A 15,326-nucleotide genomic window follows, 5' to 3' on the forward strand; every position below is an offset into this window, starting at 1 on the left:
CTTATTTTTAACTTTAACAATTTTAATCCATCATGAAAAAAGACAAGAGCCCAAGAAAGGTCTGAAACGACCTGATTCATGGGCTCTTTCCATTCCTTCTGACCTCTATATCTAACACATTCTCCCCAATCCTCTAACAAAAAGACACCTATAACTACCCGAATGATCCATTGCCAACAAATTCCCCTCTTTAGTGAAGACACCTGGACGTTCCTGTTCCTTGAGCAGCGGTTTACAATGAAAGCGTATTATTCCTTGTTGAAGGAGGAGAATTATGAAATTCGATCTGAACTTTGTACCCTTCAGTCGCAGAGAGTCGTTCCTTGCCGTCTCTCATCTGCCTGAAGGCAAGAATAGACAGCAGGGCCTCTACCTACGAACTGTGCGGGGTGGAGATGATAAATTTGGCGAGGCGTTCCGTATTGAACTGTTGGATCAGCAGAATCAGACGATTCCATTCACGGCAGAAGCTTCTCCAGAAACTGTCCGGCTGAATTCACCAGAGCCCGCAATCTTTGCCGAAATCTGTATTTCGGATAGCTGCACGGTCCGCTTCCGCTCGAAAGGGTGCGGGATCAGATTGACCTTTATCCCCTCAACTTATGATTATGCATATGAGGTCAATAAAAACAGCTGGGAAGTAAATAGCTTCACCCATGAATGCCGCTTCATGCTGACTGGAATTGTAGGCGACATGAAGCTGGAAGTGCCGTGGGATAAAATCAAGAGCTCACGCGTAATCGCAGAGTTCAATCCGGATACAGACACGAATACAGCTGAGTTTGCCGTTGAGGAGTTCCGCACAGTATGGGAGCCTCGCCCACAATGGGATTCCTTTGATGATGACGTAAAAGCGGTTCGGACTGAATTCAGCCAGTGGCTGGACAGCAGTCTTGCGATCCCTGATCGCTGGCAGGATGCGCGGGAGCTCGCGGCTTACATTACTTGGTCCTGCCTCGTTCCGGCGGAGGGTTGTCTGACGCGTCCAGCTATGTATATGTCGAAGAACTGGATGACGAATATATGGAGCTGGGACCACTGTTTCAATGCGATGGCGCTTGTTCGCCATGATCCAAAGCTGGCGTGGGACCAGTTCATGATCTTTTTTGATCGGCAAGATGAGAGTGGATTAATTCCTGACTTTGTGAACGATAAATATGAACTGTGGAACTGCAACAAACCTCCTATTCACGGATGGACACTGGCTTGGATGATGCAGCGTACGGATTATATTCGCGAGGCGCAGCTTCGTGAAGTGTACGGCCCATTGTCCAAGTGGACGAAATGGTGGTTCAGGTATCGTGATGATGATGGTGATGGTATTCCCCAATATAACCACGGTAATGATTCCGGTTGGGATAACAGCACCGCGTTTAATAATGGAATTCCCGTAGAAAGTCCGGATTTAGCTGCCTTTCTGATTATCCAGACAGAGCTTCTGGCTGAAATTGCTGGGTTGCTTGGGCTTACGAAGGAATCTTCGGAATGGAGAAAACTGGCGGATGATACGCTGGAGAAGATGATCAGCCACTTCTGGAAAGAGGATAGATTTATCTCCTTACGTTCAGGTACACATGAGCCTTCAGCTGGAGACAGTCTGCTGTTATTCGTTCCGATCCTACTGGGCAGACGCCTGCCTGAACCCATCAGAGATCTTCTTCTAAAAGGGTTACGGGAGGAGAATCGCTTCCTAACGGAAAATGGTTGGGCGACCGAGAGCATAAGCAGCCCTTACTATATACCAGACGGGTACTGGCGTGGACCGATCTGGGCTCCATCAACCATGCTGCTCGTGGAGGGCGTAGCTGCTGCCGGTGACCTGGAGCTGGCTCGGGAAGTATCCCGCCGCTTCTGCAATATGCTTAGCCGGAGTGGTATGGCGGAGAACTTCGATGCGCTGACTGGTGAAGGCCTACGTGACAGGGCATTTACATGGACATCAAGTGTGTTCCTGGTTCTGGGGCACGAGTACACAATCTAAAACCAATATTGCACGTCCCTGGCTGCTGTTTTAAACAGCTTTCCGGGGAGGTGCTTTTCCCGTTTCCTCGAAAAATTTTATTTGCAAACAACAAATTGAAAGCGTTACCATGAAATGATTGGATTCTTCTATAGGCTACCTGTCCATGCTAGAATGCAGGTAGATGTAGTTATAGCGAGAGGGGAAGCCGTTTATGAACATCCAATGGATCAGGCAGCTTAATAAACGCATTTTCTCTGGTTCCTACCGCAGTATACGGACCAAGCTGCTCTTCTGTTTTCTCATCGTGACTCTGATTCCACTGCTCTCGCTTGGTGCATTGTCCTATTACCAATCGGCCAAAATCATTAATTCTCAGTTTGGCAAATATGGTGAAAATGCTGTAGCGCAGTTGGAGCAACAAACGAGCTCATCTTTAAGCCGAATGAAACAAATGAGTGAAACGATCTATTCGTATTTGCTTGATCCCGCCCATACCGATCTAAGGAATCAAGCACCAGTAAGCTATAGTGAAATCATTGAGAAGAATGACTTTGAAGCCCTACTGAAATCACTGCGGACGGACCAAACCGCAGGAATCTATATCATTACACCCTCTGGCTATTATTATGGAGAGAACAATTTGGATGTTGCCAAGCTGAGAAATATACCAGAATGGAAGACAAAACCCGCTTCTTATAAAGGATTATACTGGCTTGGCTTTTATATGCAAAATCACGCAATGAGCAGCTCAGGCGATTCGAATCTCCCCGTCCTTGGGCTCGCTGTTCCGATTCATAATTCCAACGGAACGCAAAACGGCAGTACTATACTCATAGAGGAGAATGCGCAGGAATTAATCCATATGTTCAAACTATTTGAGACAGATACGAAGTCGCATCTGACCATTAAAGCTTCGGACGGAAGGATTGTATATGAAAGCGCATCCAATTTTACGAAGAAGGATAGTGACATTACATGGATTCGGACGCTTGCCGTGAACCAGTGGACCATCGAAGCGAGATTACCTGCCAAAGCCTTCTACTTGTCCTCGGGCATTATTCGGTCGAATACCATTGTCGTAGCCATTATTTCATGTCTGCTTGCCTTTGGATTCGCCTATCTGTTCTCATCGAGGTTTACAGCACGTATTCGTACGCTAAAGGATTCGATGCAGAAGGTCAGCTTCGGTAAGCTGGATACACGGATGCCGATCGAAGGTCGAGATGAGCTAGGTAGCCTTGATATGAGTTTTAACCGGATGGTAAGTGGTGTCCAATCGCTTGTACAAGAAGTGGAACAGAGCGAAAGACTCAAGAAGGAAGCGGAACTGAAGGCTTTTCATTATCAGATTAACCCTCACCTGCTGTTCAATACGTTGAACTCCATTCAGTGGAAGGCCCGTCTGGAAGGGGCTGATGATATCCGTCAGATGTTATATCACTTAACGATGGTGCTGGAAGGAAATCTGGATATTTCGCAGGAACTGATCACGGTGGGCAGAGAACTACGCATGATTGAGCATTTCTTGAAAATTCAGGAGATCAGGTACGGAAATGTGTTCAGCTATGAGCTGAATTGCGAAGACTCCCTGAAGCAGTATCTGATCCCGCGTATGACTCTGCAGCCGCTGTTTGAAAATATATTTTTCCACGGCTTCACGGATGGATTAGGTGTAATTAAGCTGGATGTCACCGTAGAAAAGAATGAGCTTCTGCTGACCCTCCGGGATAATGGAGCGGGTATGACGGAAGAAAAACGGGAGCGTTTGCTTGTTCCAGATCCAAAACGTCGTGGACGCGGAGGATTAGGCGTCCAGAACGCAGACCAGAAATTCAAACTGCATTTCGGCCCGCAGTACGGACTTACAGTATTTTCGACTAAGGGTGAAGGTACAGCGATTGTCATTCATTGGCCCAAAGAGGAGGAGCGTCCGGATGGATACAGCAAAGAGAATTAAGGTGCTGATTGCAGATGATGAGAGTATTGTACGGAAAGGCCTACGTTCGACCGTAGCTTGGGAGAAATATGGAATGGAAGTTATAGCTGACGCGCCCAATGGACAAAAAGCCTGGGAAGCCTTCCTGGAGCATCAGCCTGAAATTGTAATAACAGATATTGTAATGCCAGAGATGGATGGCATCGAGCTGTCTCGCAAGATAAAGGAGATGGCAGCGAAGACCAAAATAATTCTACTCAGTTGCCACCGAGATTTTGAATACGCACAGCAGGGAATTCAACTTGGGGCCTCCGGATATCTTTTGAAAACCGCTTTTGAGGACGAAGAACTTGAAGACATGTTAAAGAAGTTCCAGCAGGAACTGTCTGTCTCCGCTCCCCCCTCTCCAAAAGACGAAGAACGTATGGAAACACTACTCTTTGCATGGCTGAACGGACATAGCTGTAAATTTCCAGAGGAGCTGGAGAAGCTGCATGGCGGTCAATCGCATGTTAACGGTCAGCCGCTGTTGATATATCTGATTCGAACGGCAGAATGCGGAGCATCTTGGAACGAGTTACTACAAGAAGCTGAGAAGAATGACCGCAGTATGCGCAAGGGTACGATCATTCCTTATGGAGAAGAATACTACTATTGGATCGTTCCTGATACGCTGAGAGGGTCTGCAGACAGCCTTCTGGTAGAGAGTAAGAGCAAATGCAGTCAGTTGAAGTGGACTCGTAAAGAATCCTTGCTCCACAGTGATGATCTGAAGCAGGCGTTCCAAAACCTTCATAAAGAAGCTGAGCTAGAGAAGCTGTATGGGATATCCGTAAATCATTGGCCAGATCCGATCTGGAAAGCCGTGAATCTACTGTATGCTAATCCCGCAGCAGACTGGTCAGCCAGCGAACTGGCGGAAGAGGTTGGGCTCAGCCGCAGTCATTTCTCCATTCTCTTTAAGAAGGCTGTCGGCGATAGCTTCATTGCCTTCCAATATAAACGGAAACTGCGCCTTGCTTATGGCTTACTGCGGGATACACATCTAACCATGCAGGAAATTGCGGAACGGACAGGACTTGGAGACAGCAAATATTTCAGCAAATGGTTCAAACGCTGTACGGGTCAAACACCGAGTCATTACCGTTCCCAACAAAAAGACGAAGGGTCCCGAACAGATTGACACCTGCTTCAATAATTCGAACAAAATCACAACAACATTCGAATAGATACACGTTTTGAACCGCTTTCATTCGCGTTACAATGAAAGCGGTTCAATTATTATAAACCTCACTGACAGGGAGCTGACAATATGAAAAAAAGAATTTCACACATTGTCCTTGCAACGACGCTGATGGTATCTATACTGTCTGCATGCAGCGGTAACGCTGGAACAGCCAATCCGGAGAACGGCGGTTCGGATCAGACGAAGACGCTTCGTTTTGCAACCTGGGATACGGGAGACGCGCTCAAAATTGAGCAGGATATCGCCAAGAAGTTTGAAGCAGAACATCCCGGTACAAAGGTGCAGGTTGAGGCCTATGCGGACGGATTTGACCAGAAGCTTGCCGCAGGCTTTGGAGCGGGTAACCCGCCAGACGTCATGTACATGTGGGACTTCCCTACTTACCATCAATCTCTTGAACCACTGGATAGCTTCGCAGAAAAAGATAAAGACCTGAAGATAGATGATTTTTACAAAGGATTGTTCAACTATGGAAAAATTGACGATAAGTTATACGGCATTCCGGCCGGCTTCACGACTCGTGTCGTCTATTATAACAAAAAGCTCTTTGATGCTGCCGGTGTCCCTTATCCTAAAGACGGATGGGAATGGAGCGATTTCCAGGATATCGCTAAAAAGCTGACGGACACCTCCAAGAAGCAGTACGGCTTCGGTGCCCGTGCCGAGAATGATACGTATGACTTGCAGGGCTTTGTCTGGAGCAACGGTGGCTCCTTTATTTCCCCAGATGGTAAAACCATCGAGGGCTACATGAACAGTAAAGAAACCGCTGAAGCCATCCAAATGTTTGGTGATATGGTGAAGGACGGCACCGCCGTGCTCACAGGTGGTAAAGGCCAGCAAAGCGGTGATGATATCTTTAAAGGCGGTAAGATCGCCATGTGGGAAAGCGGAATCTGGCCGCTCGAATCATTCAAACAAGCGGGAGTTGATGTAGGTACGGTCGAAATTCCGGCTTTTCCAGGCAAACCGGTTAAAGGTGTACTTGCAGAATCTGCCTTGTCTATTGCTAAAGACTCCAAGCACAAAGATCTGGCATGGGAATTTGTTAAATTCTATGTCTCTAATGAATCGATCAAAATGCGTGTTGCTGACCTGCCAGTACGACAAAGTGTTGTAAACGAACTCAAGAAGGATCAGGACCCGCTCTACAAACCTTATTACACCATGCTTGAGCGTTCGGACAATACACCTGCATTTCTACTCAATCCGAAGTGGAATGAAGTGAACCGACAGCTGTCGGCTGCAGTGGAAGCAGTTATGCACGGCAGCAATGCCCAAGAAGCGCTGAATCAGGCGGTTAAGGACAGCGAGCGATTTTTGAAATAACACTTGTAGAAAGAAGGTTAGGAGATGGCTCAGACCTACCTGCAGAATACATCAGAACCGACAGCTACCTTTAAGGCCTTGAAAAAACGCAAATGGGGTGGGCTTGCACCCTACCTCTTTATCTTCCCTTGGATATTTGGATTTGTTTTCTTCACTTTAGGTCCCCTACTGTTCTCATTGGTCATTTCATTTTTTGATTGGCCAATCGTCGGTAAGGTAACTTTTATCGGGCTAGACAACTACGTAGAGATGTTTTCGAATGATCCTCTTTTTTGGAAATCACTATTTGTAACACTGAAATTTGCAGCCCTCTTCGTTCCGCTCAATATTGTAGTCGCACTCGGACTTGCCATGCTGCTCAACCAAAGGGTAAGAGGAAGCGCCATTTTCCGTACGGCATTTTATCTCCCCTCTGTAATCTCAGGTGTTGCGCTTGCTATGATCTGGTCATGGGTATACAGCGGAGACTATGGAATTCTAAACTATTTCTTGTCTGTCCTGGGCATTCAGGGGCCCGATTGGCTGAATGATACGAATTGGTCGCTTGTTGCGATGGTCGTTGCTAGCCTCTGGGGACAAGGATCCATGATGCTTATTTTCTTAGCAGGACTTAAAGGCATTCCTAAGGACCTGTATGAATCGGCATCAATCGACGGAGCAGGTAAAATCCGAAAGTTCTTGAGTGTAACCATTCCGATGATTACGCCAACCATTCTGTTCAATCTCATTACATCAATTATTGCAGCATTCCAGCAATTAACTCTCGCCCTGCTACTTACGGGAGGCGGGCCAATGAAATCAACCTATTTCTATGCGATGTATATGTATGAGAACGCTTTCAAATATTTTAAGATGGGTTACTCTGCTGCCAACGCCTGGTTTATGTTTCTGATCGTGCTTACCTTGACGTTTCTGGTATTCAAATCTTCGGAAGCCTGGGTGTTCTATGAAGGTGAAATGAAAAAGCAGCCGCAGAAGAAACTTAAGGCCAGTACAAGGGGGCGGTCCTAATGAAAAAAATAGTTGCATACACGTTGCTGATTGGGTTCTCACTGCTATTCATCGCCCCACTGTTCTGGGCGGTGACCACGGCACTGAAATCACCGCAGGAGCTTTATCTGTTTCCTCCCAAATGGATTCCGTCCGATTGGAAATTCAGTAACTTCGCAGAGGCATGGAACATTCAGCCCTTTAATTTATTTTTGAAAAACACACTGATCGTTACGGTCTTATCCACCCTTGGACAGCTGATATCCTGTACGCTCGTCGCTTACGGCTTCGCCAGATTCCAGTTCAAGGGGCGTGATTTCCTGTTTCTTGTCGTTCTGGCAACCATGATGATCCCTTGGGAAGTAACGATGATTCCACAGTATATGGAGTTTAACTATTTGGGTTGGATCAACACACTCAAACCGCTGATTATTCCATCGTGGTTTGGCTCTGCCTATTATATCTTTTTATTGCGGCAGTTCATTATGACCCTCCCCCGGGAGCTGGATGAAGCAGCGACGATTGACGGCGCTAGTAAAATGACGATTCTACTGCGAATCATCGTACCGCTAATGGGACCTTCGCTGATCCTGGTCTCCGTATTCCAGTTCATGAGTTGTTGGAATGACTATCTGGGGCCTCTCATTTTCCTAAATGATCAGACGAAATATACGTTAACGTTAGGCCTTTCTCAATTTAAGGGCATGTACGGTGTTGATATGCAATCCATCATGGCCATTACCTGCTTAATTTCAATTCCGCCACTTGCGATTTTCTTCTTCGCCCAGCGTTACATTGTCGGCGGAATTGCCACGACAGGTATTAAAGGATAGGACACACAGATAGAGGAAAGGATTGACGATCATGACTGTTATGAATATTGAGCGCGACTGGGATAACCTCAGCGTGCTGGAGAGAAACCGTGCGAAGAGTCGCTCCTATTTTATTCCTCATTCCAATAAAGAAAGTGCTCTGAGCTATGACAGAGGAAGCTCTCCGTGGTTCAAATCGCTGAACGGTATTTGGAAGTTCCAATTTGCTGAGGGACCGGATATAGCGCCCCCGGATTTTCATCAAAATGAATATGACACCTCAGGTTGGGATGATATTCGTGTCCCTGGCCACTGGCAGTTGCAAGGCTACGGAAATCCGCATTACACGGATCTCGAGTACCCAATCCCTGTTGATCCTCCTCATGTACCTAATGATAACCCAACGGGTAGCTATATAAGGGAATTTACGCTGCCAGACCATTGGGACGGAAGAGTTGTTTCACTTAAGTTCGACGGTGTAGATAGCGCCTTTCATGTATGGCTGAATGGTTCATTTGTCGGCTACAGCCAAGGCAGCCGCCTGACATCAGAGTTCGATCTGACCCCTTTCCTTCAGGCGGGAATTAACCGATTGGCGGTCCGGGTATACCAGTGGTCTGACGGTAGTTATTTGGAGGACCAGGATATGTGGTGGATGAGTGGCATTTTCCGGGATGTCTATCTGGTTTCCGAGCCTTCAGCATCCCGTATTACAGATTATCGAATTGTAACGGAGCTAGATACAGAGTTTACCAATGCGGTACTGTCGGTCCGCTTAGATCTGGATGGAGAAGAAGTTCAGGGCACGGTACAGTTGCAACTGCTGAATAACGTTGGCGAGCAGATCCTGTCTGCTGAGAAGAATCTAAACCATCCTTCGAGTGTCGAGTTCAATCTGCCTGTGGCAAAGCCTTTTTTATGGAATGCTGAATCTCCTTATTTATATCATCTAATCATTTCAGTGGTTGATTCGAAGAATCAGGTTATAGAAACGATTGCCCAGCGAGTTGGGTTCCGCCGTGTGAAAGTCAAGGATGGACAGTTCTTAGTGAATGGAGTAGCGATCCTTCTCAAAGGAGTAAACCGGCATGACCATCATCCAGATACGGGACGAACCGTCACGGTATCCACCATGCTCGAAGAAATTCAAATGATGAAGCAGCACAATATCAATGCGGTGCGGACAGCACATTATCCGAACGACCCGCGGTTCTATGATCTGTGTGATGAGTATGGGTTATACGTTATGGAAGAGACGGACCTGGAGACACACGGCTTTGAGCCGCTGGGTAATATTTCACGACTTAGCGATGACCCCGCTTGGAAGGATGCTTATGTTGACCGCATCCGCCGTATGGTGGAGCGCGACAAGAATCACCCTTCCGTGATTTTCTGGTCGCTTGGCAATGAATCGGGATTCGGCTGCAATTTCCGTGCGATGTCTGAATGGTGCAAAGCCAATGATTCCACACGTCTTATCCATTATGAAGAAGACCGTGAAGCAGAAGTCTGTGATGTGGTGAGCACGATGTATTCTTCTGTGGAGAAAATGGAAGGATTCGGCCAGCTAACCGATCATCCGAAACCGCATATTCTATGCGAATTTGCCCATGCGATGGGCAATGGGCCCGGAGGGTTACGGACGTATTTTGACACCTTTGATGCTTATCGACGTCTTCAAGGCGGCTTTGTCTGGGAATGGATCGATCATGGGCTGAGCAGAAAATCAATCGATGGCAAGGCTGACTACGCTTACGGCGGAGATTACGGAGATGTACCGAATAACAGTAATTTTGTTATTGACGGGCTGGTTCGCCCAGACCGCACCCCCTCTCCGGGACTCATTGAATATAAGAAAATCATCGAACCTGTACGAGTCGAAATGATAGACGCAGGAAAGATTCGCGTAACGAACCGGTATGACTTTGTGACATTAGATCATCTGCAGATTCACTACAGCGTCACGGCTGATGGAAGAACCATAAACAGTGGTGCACTCGTACTTCCTCAGATTGGTCCGGGTGATAGCGCAAACGTATTGATTCCACATTTGAATTTAACAGATCAACAGTCGATTCATCTTGAGCCGGGTACGGAGATGTGGCTGAATGTCGGATTTACGCTGGCAGCAGACTGCGCTTGGGCGGAACAGGGGCATGAGGTGGCTTGGGCGCAGTTTGCACTGCCGAATCATTCCACCTCAGCCGTATCTCCCTCATCCCTGCTGTCTGTAGAGCAGAAGTTGTCAGTTACCGAAGAAGGGCGAGAGCTAATCCTTACGAATGACAGTTTCCGTATTTCTTTTAATCGTCTACGTGCAGGGGTCACCTCACTTCACCTGAACGGAAAGGAACTCATTCAACATGGACCACGACTGAATTTCTGGCGTGCTCCCATTGATAACGATATGTATGTGCTCCCGGATTGGCGCAAGGCACACCTCGATCGACTGACCGAGCGGATAGACGACTTCCGCTGGGATCGATTGAATGAAACATCTGTGCGTATGACTTGGACTTCACGCATAGCACCTCCTGTCTACGATTGGGGCTTCCGCTGTGAAACGTCCTATACGGTTACTGCAAGCGGACTAATCATTATAGATGTGAAGGGAATGCCGGAAGGAACACCACCTGCTATGCTCCCGAAAATCGGTCTTCAGATGAAAGTTCCCGGTGATATAGATCGTGTGAAATGGTATGGCCGTGGGCCGGGAGAGAGCTATTCGGATAGCCGGGAGGCCGGACGCTTCGGCGTATATCAGAGCAGTGTAGATGGATTGTTCACGTCATATATTTATCCCCAAGAGAATGGAAATCGGACAGATGTAAGATGGGTTTCGATTGCCGATGGAGCAGGAATCGGTCTGCTGGCGGCAGGAGCGCCAACGCTTGATTTCAGCGCTAGACGTTACACGGATGGTGATCTGGAGAAGGCGCAGCATATGAGCGATTTGGCACCTCGTGATTTCATTACTCTGAATCTGGATTACCGACAGAACGGACTGGGAAGTAATAGCTGCGGCCCAGCACAGTCGCCTGAGAATACAGTTAAACCGGAAGCGTTCCGGTTCCGTATCTTGCTTCAGGCGTATATGGCGGAGGATAGCTCTCCTGAAAGGCTGAGCCGCCGAATGAGTACAGAAGCGATGCAATATGAAATGGAGGAAGATAAAGATGCTTAATACACAGGACGTTTTGAATTTATCTGGCAAGGTAGCCGTCGTTACTGGTGGGGCATCAGGCATTGGGCTGGCCACCGCTGAGCTTCTAGCGAGCTTCGGGGCACATGCTGTCTTGATTGATATTAATGAGGCTGCGGGTAACGAGGCAGTCGCCAGTATCCGTGAACAGGGAGGTCAGGCCAGCTTTTACTGCTGCAACGTGACCTCTGCCGCAGATTGTGAACGCACAGCTTCAGAGATCAAATCGACTCTTGGAGGAATTCATGTCCTGTTCAATAACGCAGGGGTTATTCGCCGCAAAACGGTTACCGAGTTGGATGAAAGAGACTGGGATCTTGTACTAGATGTCTCACTCAAAGGTGTCTTTCTCCTTTCTAAATATGTAATTCCCATTATGGAGCAAAGCGGTGGCGGTAGCATCATTAACACAGGCTCAGGTTGGGGACTGAAAGGTGGAGACCGCGCAGCAGCTTATTGTGCAGCAAAAGCAGGCGTTGTTAATCTGACGCGCGCCATGGCTATCGACCATGGAACGGCGAATATTCGAGTCAACTGTGTATCACCAGGAGATACGGATACACCACTCCTGCGTGACGAAGCGAAGCAGCTGCAGCAGGATGAGTCAGCATTTCTGGTTGCCTCTGCAGGAGGCAGACCGCTGGAGCGTCTAGGTACACCGCGTGATATCGCGAATGCCGTATTGTTCCTAGCGAGTGACTTATCCTCATGGGTAACAGGCAGTGTGCTCGTTGTTGACGGAGGCGGGATCGCTTAGGACGATAAGAATTACCATTTTCCCAACATATGAACGGAGGCGTTAATTGTGGCTGACAACAAAACATATGCCCATCCCTATATTCCAAATACCGTTCCGGAGGTCCGGGACGCGATGCTGAAAGAAATTGGTTTAACGTCTATGGAGCAACTCCACGACGCGATCCCTGACAGCCTGAAGCTGAAGCGGGAGATGGACCTTCCGCCAGCCATGAACGAGTATGAACTGCGCCGACATATTGATGGACTGTTAGCAAAGAACAAGCACAGTGGAGATTATCTTAATTTTCTGGGTGCAGGATGCTGGCAGCATTTCATCCCGGCTGTATGCGACGAGATCAATCAGCGTTCTGAGTTCGTGACGGCCTATGCCGGAGAACCTTATGAAGACCATGGTCGATTCCAAGCCCTATTCGAATATCAGAGCCTGCTTGCCGAGCTCGTGGACATGGATGTCGTAAATGTTCCAACCTTTGACTGGGCTCAGGCGGCTTCCACCGCGATTCGGATGGCTGGGCGTATTACAGGGCGCAAAACCGTGCTGCTCCCGCGTTCCGTAGATCCGGATAAGGCGGCGATTATTCGTAATTACTGTACTCCGGTAATGGAGATTCAGTATGTTGACATCGATCAGGTAACAGGACGAATGGATCTGAATGATCTGAGCAGCAAATTAAATGACGATACGGCGGCAGTATACTTTGAAAATCCCTGTTATCTTGGAATCATTGAGGATCAGGGTGCCGAGATATCTGAACTAGCTCATAAGATTAATGCCGTTTCTATTGTAGGTGTTGATCCCATATCACTTGGAGTTCTGGAGCCTCCGGGCCATTACGGGGCCGATATCATTTGCGGAGATTTACAGCCGCTGGGTATGCATATGAACTTTGGCGGTGGGCAGGCTGGCTTCATTGCAACACGTGATGAGGAAAAATACGTAATGGAATACCCTTCCCGGCTATTTGGCATCGTGCCAACCGAAGTGGAAGGCGAATATGGCTTCGGAGATGTGGCCTATGAACGTACATCATTCGCTCTTCGGGAGAAAGGCAAGGAATCGGTAGGAACTCAGACCGCATTATGGGGCATTACGGCAGGAGTATATCTGGCTCTTCTCGGTCCTGCTGGAATGCAAGAGGTTGGCAGCACCATTATCCAGAAATCGCATTACGCTGCAAAACAGATATCACGAATTCCAGGTGTATCTCTTCACTTCGAAAATGGCACCTTTTTCAAAGAGTTTGTTGTTGATTTTAATGATACAGGTCTAACCGTTGATGAGATCAACCAAAGATTAATGGAGACAGGAATTTTCGGAGGTAAGGATCTGTCTTTATCCTACCCATCATGGGGTCAATGTGCACTGTACTGCGTTACGGAAACGCATACCCAGGCGGATTTGGACCGACTCGTCGATACTCTTCGTTCCATTGTCAGCACGTCATAACGATCATATAGAGGAGGACTGAACGCCATGAAACGAATTCGCAGAGATCATAAGGTTCGGAAGTTTCACCAAGCTAAATGGGATGAGCCCGTTATCTTTGAACTTCACCGACCCGGGGAGCGAGGCGTCGTGCCGCCGGGAACGGAAGCGACTGTAGCAGCTGAAGTAGGCTCCGCAGAAGACAACATACCGGCATCCATGTGGCGGCGCACTATTCCCGCTTTGCCAGAAATCGGGCAGGCAAAGGTACTGCGGCATTATCTGAGATTATCCCAGGAAACGCTGGGATCGGATATGAACGTGGAGATTGGTCAGGGAACCTGCACGATGAAATATATTCCCCGGATTAACGAAATGCTTATCCGAAATCCACGTATGACCGAGCTTCATCCGCTACAAGATGTGGATTCTGTTCAGGGGATGCTGGAGATATTCCACAATCTCGATCTGGCAATGCGAGAGATTTCGGGTATGGATGCGTTCTCCTTTCAGCCGAGTAGCGGAACCCAGGCACTTCTGGCTATGGCCTCCATCGTTCGCGCCTATCATGATTCGCGCGGTGAAGGTGAGCAACGTGATGAGATTATTACAACGATCTTCTCTCATCCTTCGCAAGCCGCTACAGCTGCGGTTAAGGGATATAAGATTATTACGTTGCATCCAGACGAGAATGGATTCCCGGACCTTGAGAAGCTGAAGAACGTTGTCTCCGAGCGGACTGCCGGATTTGTTGTGGCTAATCCAGAGGACACAGGCATCTACAATCATCGTATCCGAGAATTTACGGATGTCGTGCACGAAGCTGGTGGTGTCTGCTACTATGATCAGGCTAACGCCAATGGCCTGCTCGGAATTACACGAGCGAAGGAAGCGGGTTTTGATATGTGCTTTTTCAATCTTCACAAAACCTTTGCTGCGCCCCATATGTGCGGTGGTCCTGCTACGGGCGCTCTCGGAGTGACGGAAGAATTGAAGAATTTCATGCCCGGCCCTTTGGTGGATAAGGAAGATGACGGACGTTATATTTTGAGAGATCAAACGGAAGTCAGCATTGGTAAGGTACGGAGTTTTCACGGTGTAGCCCAAACTGTACTCCGCTCCTACGCCTGGATTATGAGCCTCGGACCGGACGGTCTGAAGGATGTCGCTCAGGTGGCGGTGCTGAATAACAACTATCTATATCATAAAATTGTTCAAATACGCGGAGCGAGTGCCCCGTATGTCCAAGGACGCCGTTTAGAACAGGTCCGCTACAGCTGGAAACAACTCACGGATGAGACTGGAGTGACGACGGAGGATATTACGCGAAGAATGTGCGATTTTGGCTTGCATTACTGGACCTCTCATCACCCGTATATTGTTCCACAGCCGTTCACACTGGAGCCAACGGAATCCTATTCCAAGGAGGATCTCGACGAATATATCCATGCGCTGGAGCATATCTCAAATGAAGCCTATACTCAGCCAGATATCGTCAAATCAGCTCCGCATAACAGTACGGTGCATCGCAATGACGAATCATCTTTGGACGACCCGAAACAATGGTGTATTACTTGGCGTGCATATTTGAAAAAAACACAGCCAGAGCTTCACTAACTGCATTAGCATGTACGCTGTAGCTACTCTTATTGTGCATATAGAG

The 15,326-nt window shown here is 47.9% G+C and carries 10 protein-coding genes; all 10 read left to right on the plus strand.

Going from position 1 to position 15,326, the window contains the following annotated elements; all coding sequences use genetic code 11:
• Window positions 1-274 precede the first annotated feature (274 nt).
• The 10 genes from BLS14_RS13320 (at window position 275) to gcvPB (ending at window position 15,280) form a co-directional block, all read left to right on the plus strand.
• Window positions 275-1,981: an amylo-alpha-1,6-glucosidase gene (locus tag BLS14_RS13320; RefSeq protein ID WP_090952162.1), complete on the plus strand. Its 1,707-nt coding sequence runs from the start codon at window positions 275-277 to the stop codon at window positions 1,979-1,981.
• 193 nt (window positions 1,982-2,174) lie between these two features.
• On the plus strand, window positions 2,175-3,920 hold the full coding sequence (locus BLS14_RS13325) for a sensor histidine kinase (protein WP_090952165.1): 1,746 nt from the start codon (window positions 2,175-2,177) through the stop codon (window positions 3,918-3,920).
• Window positions 3,898-5,082: a response regulator transcription factor gene (locus BLS14_RS13330; protein ID WP_090952168.1), complete on the plus strand. Its 1,185-nt coding sequence runs from the start codon at window positions 3,898-3,900 to the stop codon at window positions 5,080-5,082. Before BLS14_RS13325 ends, BLS14_RS13330 begins: the two co-directional genes overlap by 23 nt.
• A 129-nt stretch (window positions 5,083-5,211) precedes the next feature.
• Window positions 5,212-6,474, plus strand: coding sequence for an ABC transporter substrate-binding protein (locus tag BLS14_RS13335; protein ID WP_090952170.1), 1,263 nt, complete (start codon window positions 5,212-5,214; stop codon window positions 6,472-6,474).
• A gap of 24 nt (window positions 6,475-6,498) precedes the next feature.
• Entirely contained in the window at window positions 6,499-7,485 is a 987-nt protein-coding gene (locus BLS14_RS13340) for a carbohydrate ABC transporter permease (protein ID WP_090952173.1), read from the plus strand.
• Window positions 7,485-8,297 (plus strand): carbohydrate ABC transporter permease, encoded by an 813-nt coding sequence (locus tag BLS14_RS13345; RefSeq protein ID WP_063567327.1) that lies wholly within the window; start codon window positions 7,485-7,487, stop codon window positions 8,295-8,297. The genes BLS14_RS13340 and BLS14_RS13345 overlap by 1 nt, the downstream gene beginning before the upstream one ends.
• A 31-nt stretch (window positions 8,298-8,328) precedes the next feature.
• Entirely contained in the window at window positions 8,329-11,460 is a 3,132-nt protein-coding gene (locus tag BLS14_RS13350; protein ID WP_090952175.1) for a beta-galactosidase, LacZ type, read from the plus strand.
• Window positions 11,453-12,235, plus strand: coding sequence for an SDR family NAD(P)-dependent oxidoreductase (locus BLS14_RS13355; RefSeq protein WP_090952178.1), 783 nt, complete (start codon window positions 11,453-11,455; stop codon window positions 12,233-12,235). Before BLS14_RS13350 ends, BLS14_RS13355 begins: the two co-directional genes overlap by 8 nt.
• Window positions 12,236-12,283: 48 nt before the next feature.
• Entirely contained in the window at window positions 12,284-13,684 is a 1,401-nt protein-coding gene (gene gcvPA / locus BLS14_RS13360; protein WP_072733727.1) for an aminomethyl-transferring glycine dehydrogenase subunit GcvPA, read from the plus strand.
• A 27-nt stretch (window positions 13,685-13,711) separates the two neighbouring features.
• Window positions 13,712-15,280: an aminomethyl-transferring glycine dehydrogenase subunit GcvPB gene (gcvPB, locus tag BLS14_RS13365; protein ID WP_072733728.1), complete on the plus strand. Its 1,569-nt coding sequence runs from the start codon at window positions 13,712-13,714 to the stop codon at window positions 15,278-15,280.
• Window positions 15,281-15,326 lie beyond the last annotated feature (46 nt).

The sequence above is a fragment of the Paenibacillus sp. OK060 genome (genome assembly GCF_900101205.1).
In the GTDB taxonomy this organism is placed as follows: Bacteria; Bacillota; Bacilli; order Paenibacillales; family Paenibacillaceae; genus Paenibacillus; species Paenibacillus marchantiae.

Excerpts from the sequence above, each read along its gene's own strand:
- BLS14_RS13320 (WP_090952162.1), top strand. The coding sequence starts at position 275 with ATGAAATTCGATCTGAACTTTGTACCCTTCAGTCGCAGAGAGTCGTTC.
- BLS14_RS13325 (WP_090952165.1), top strand. The coding sequence starts at position 2,175 with ATGAACATCCAATGGATCAGGCAGCTTAATAAACGCATTTTCTCTGGT.
- BLS14_RS13330 (WP_090952168.1), top strand. The coding sequence starts at position 3,898 with ATGGATACAGCAAAGAGAATTAAGGTGCTGATTGCAGATGATGAGAGT.
- BLS14_RS13335 (WP_090952170.1), top strand. The coding sequence starts at position 5,212 with ATGAAAAAAAGAATTTCACACATTGTCCTTGCAACGACGCTGATGGTA.
- BLS14_RS13340 (WP_090952173.1), top strand. The coding sequence starts at position 6,499 with ATGGCTCAGACCTACCTGCAGAATACATCAGAACCGACAGCTACCTTT.
- BLS14_RS13345 (WP_063567327.1), top strand. The coding sequence starts at position 7,485 with ATGAAAAAAATAGTTGCATACACGTTGCTGATTGGGTTCTCACTGCTA.
- BLS14_RS13350 (WP_090952175.1), top strand. The coding sequence starts at position 8,329 with ATGACTGTTATGAATATTGAGCGCGACTGGGATAACCTCAGCGTGCTG.
- BLS14_RS13355 (WP_090952178.1), top strand. The coding sequence starts at position 11,453 with ATGCTTAATACACAGGACGTTTTGAATTTATCTGGCAAGGTAGCCGTC.
- gcvPB (WP_072733728.1), top strand. The coding sequence starts at position 13,712 with ATGAAACGAATTCGCAGAGATCATAAGGTTCGGAAGTTTCACCAAGCT.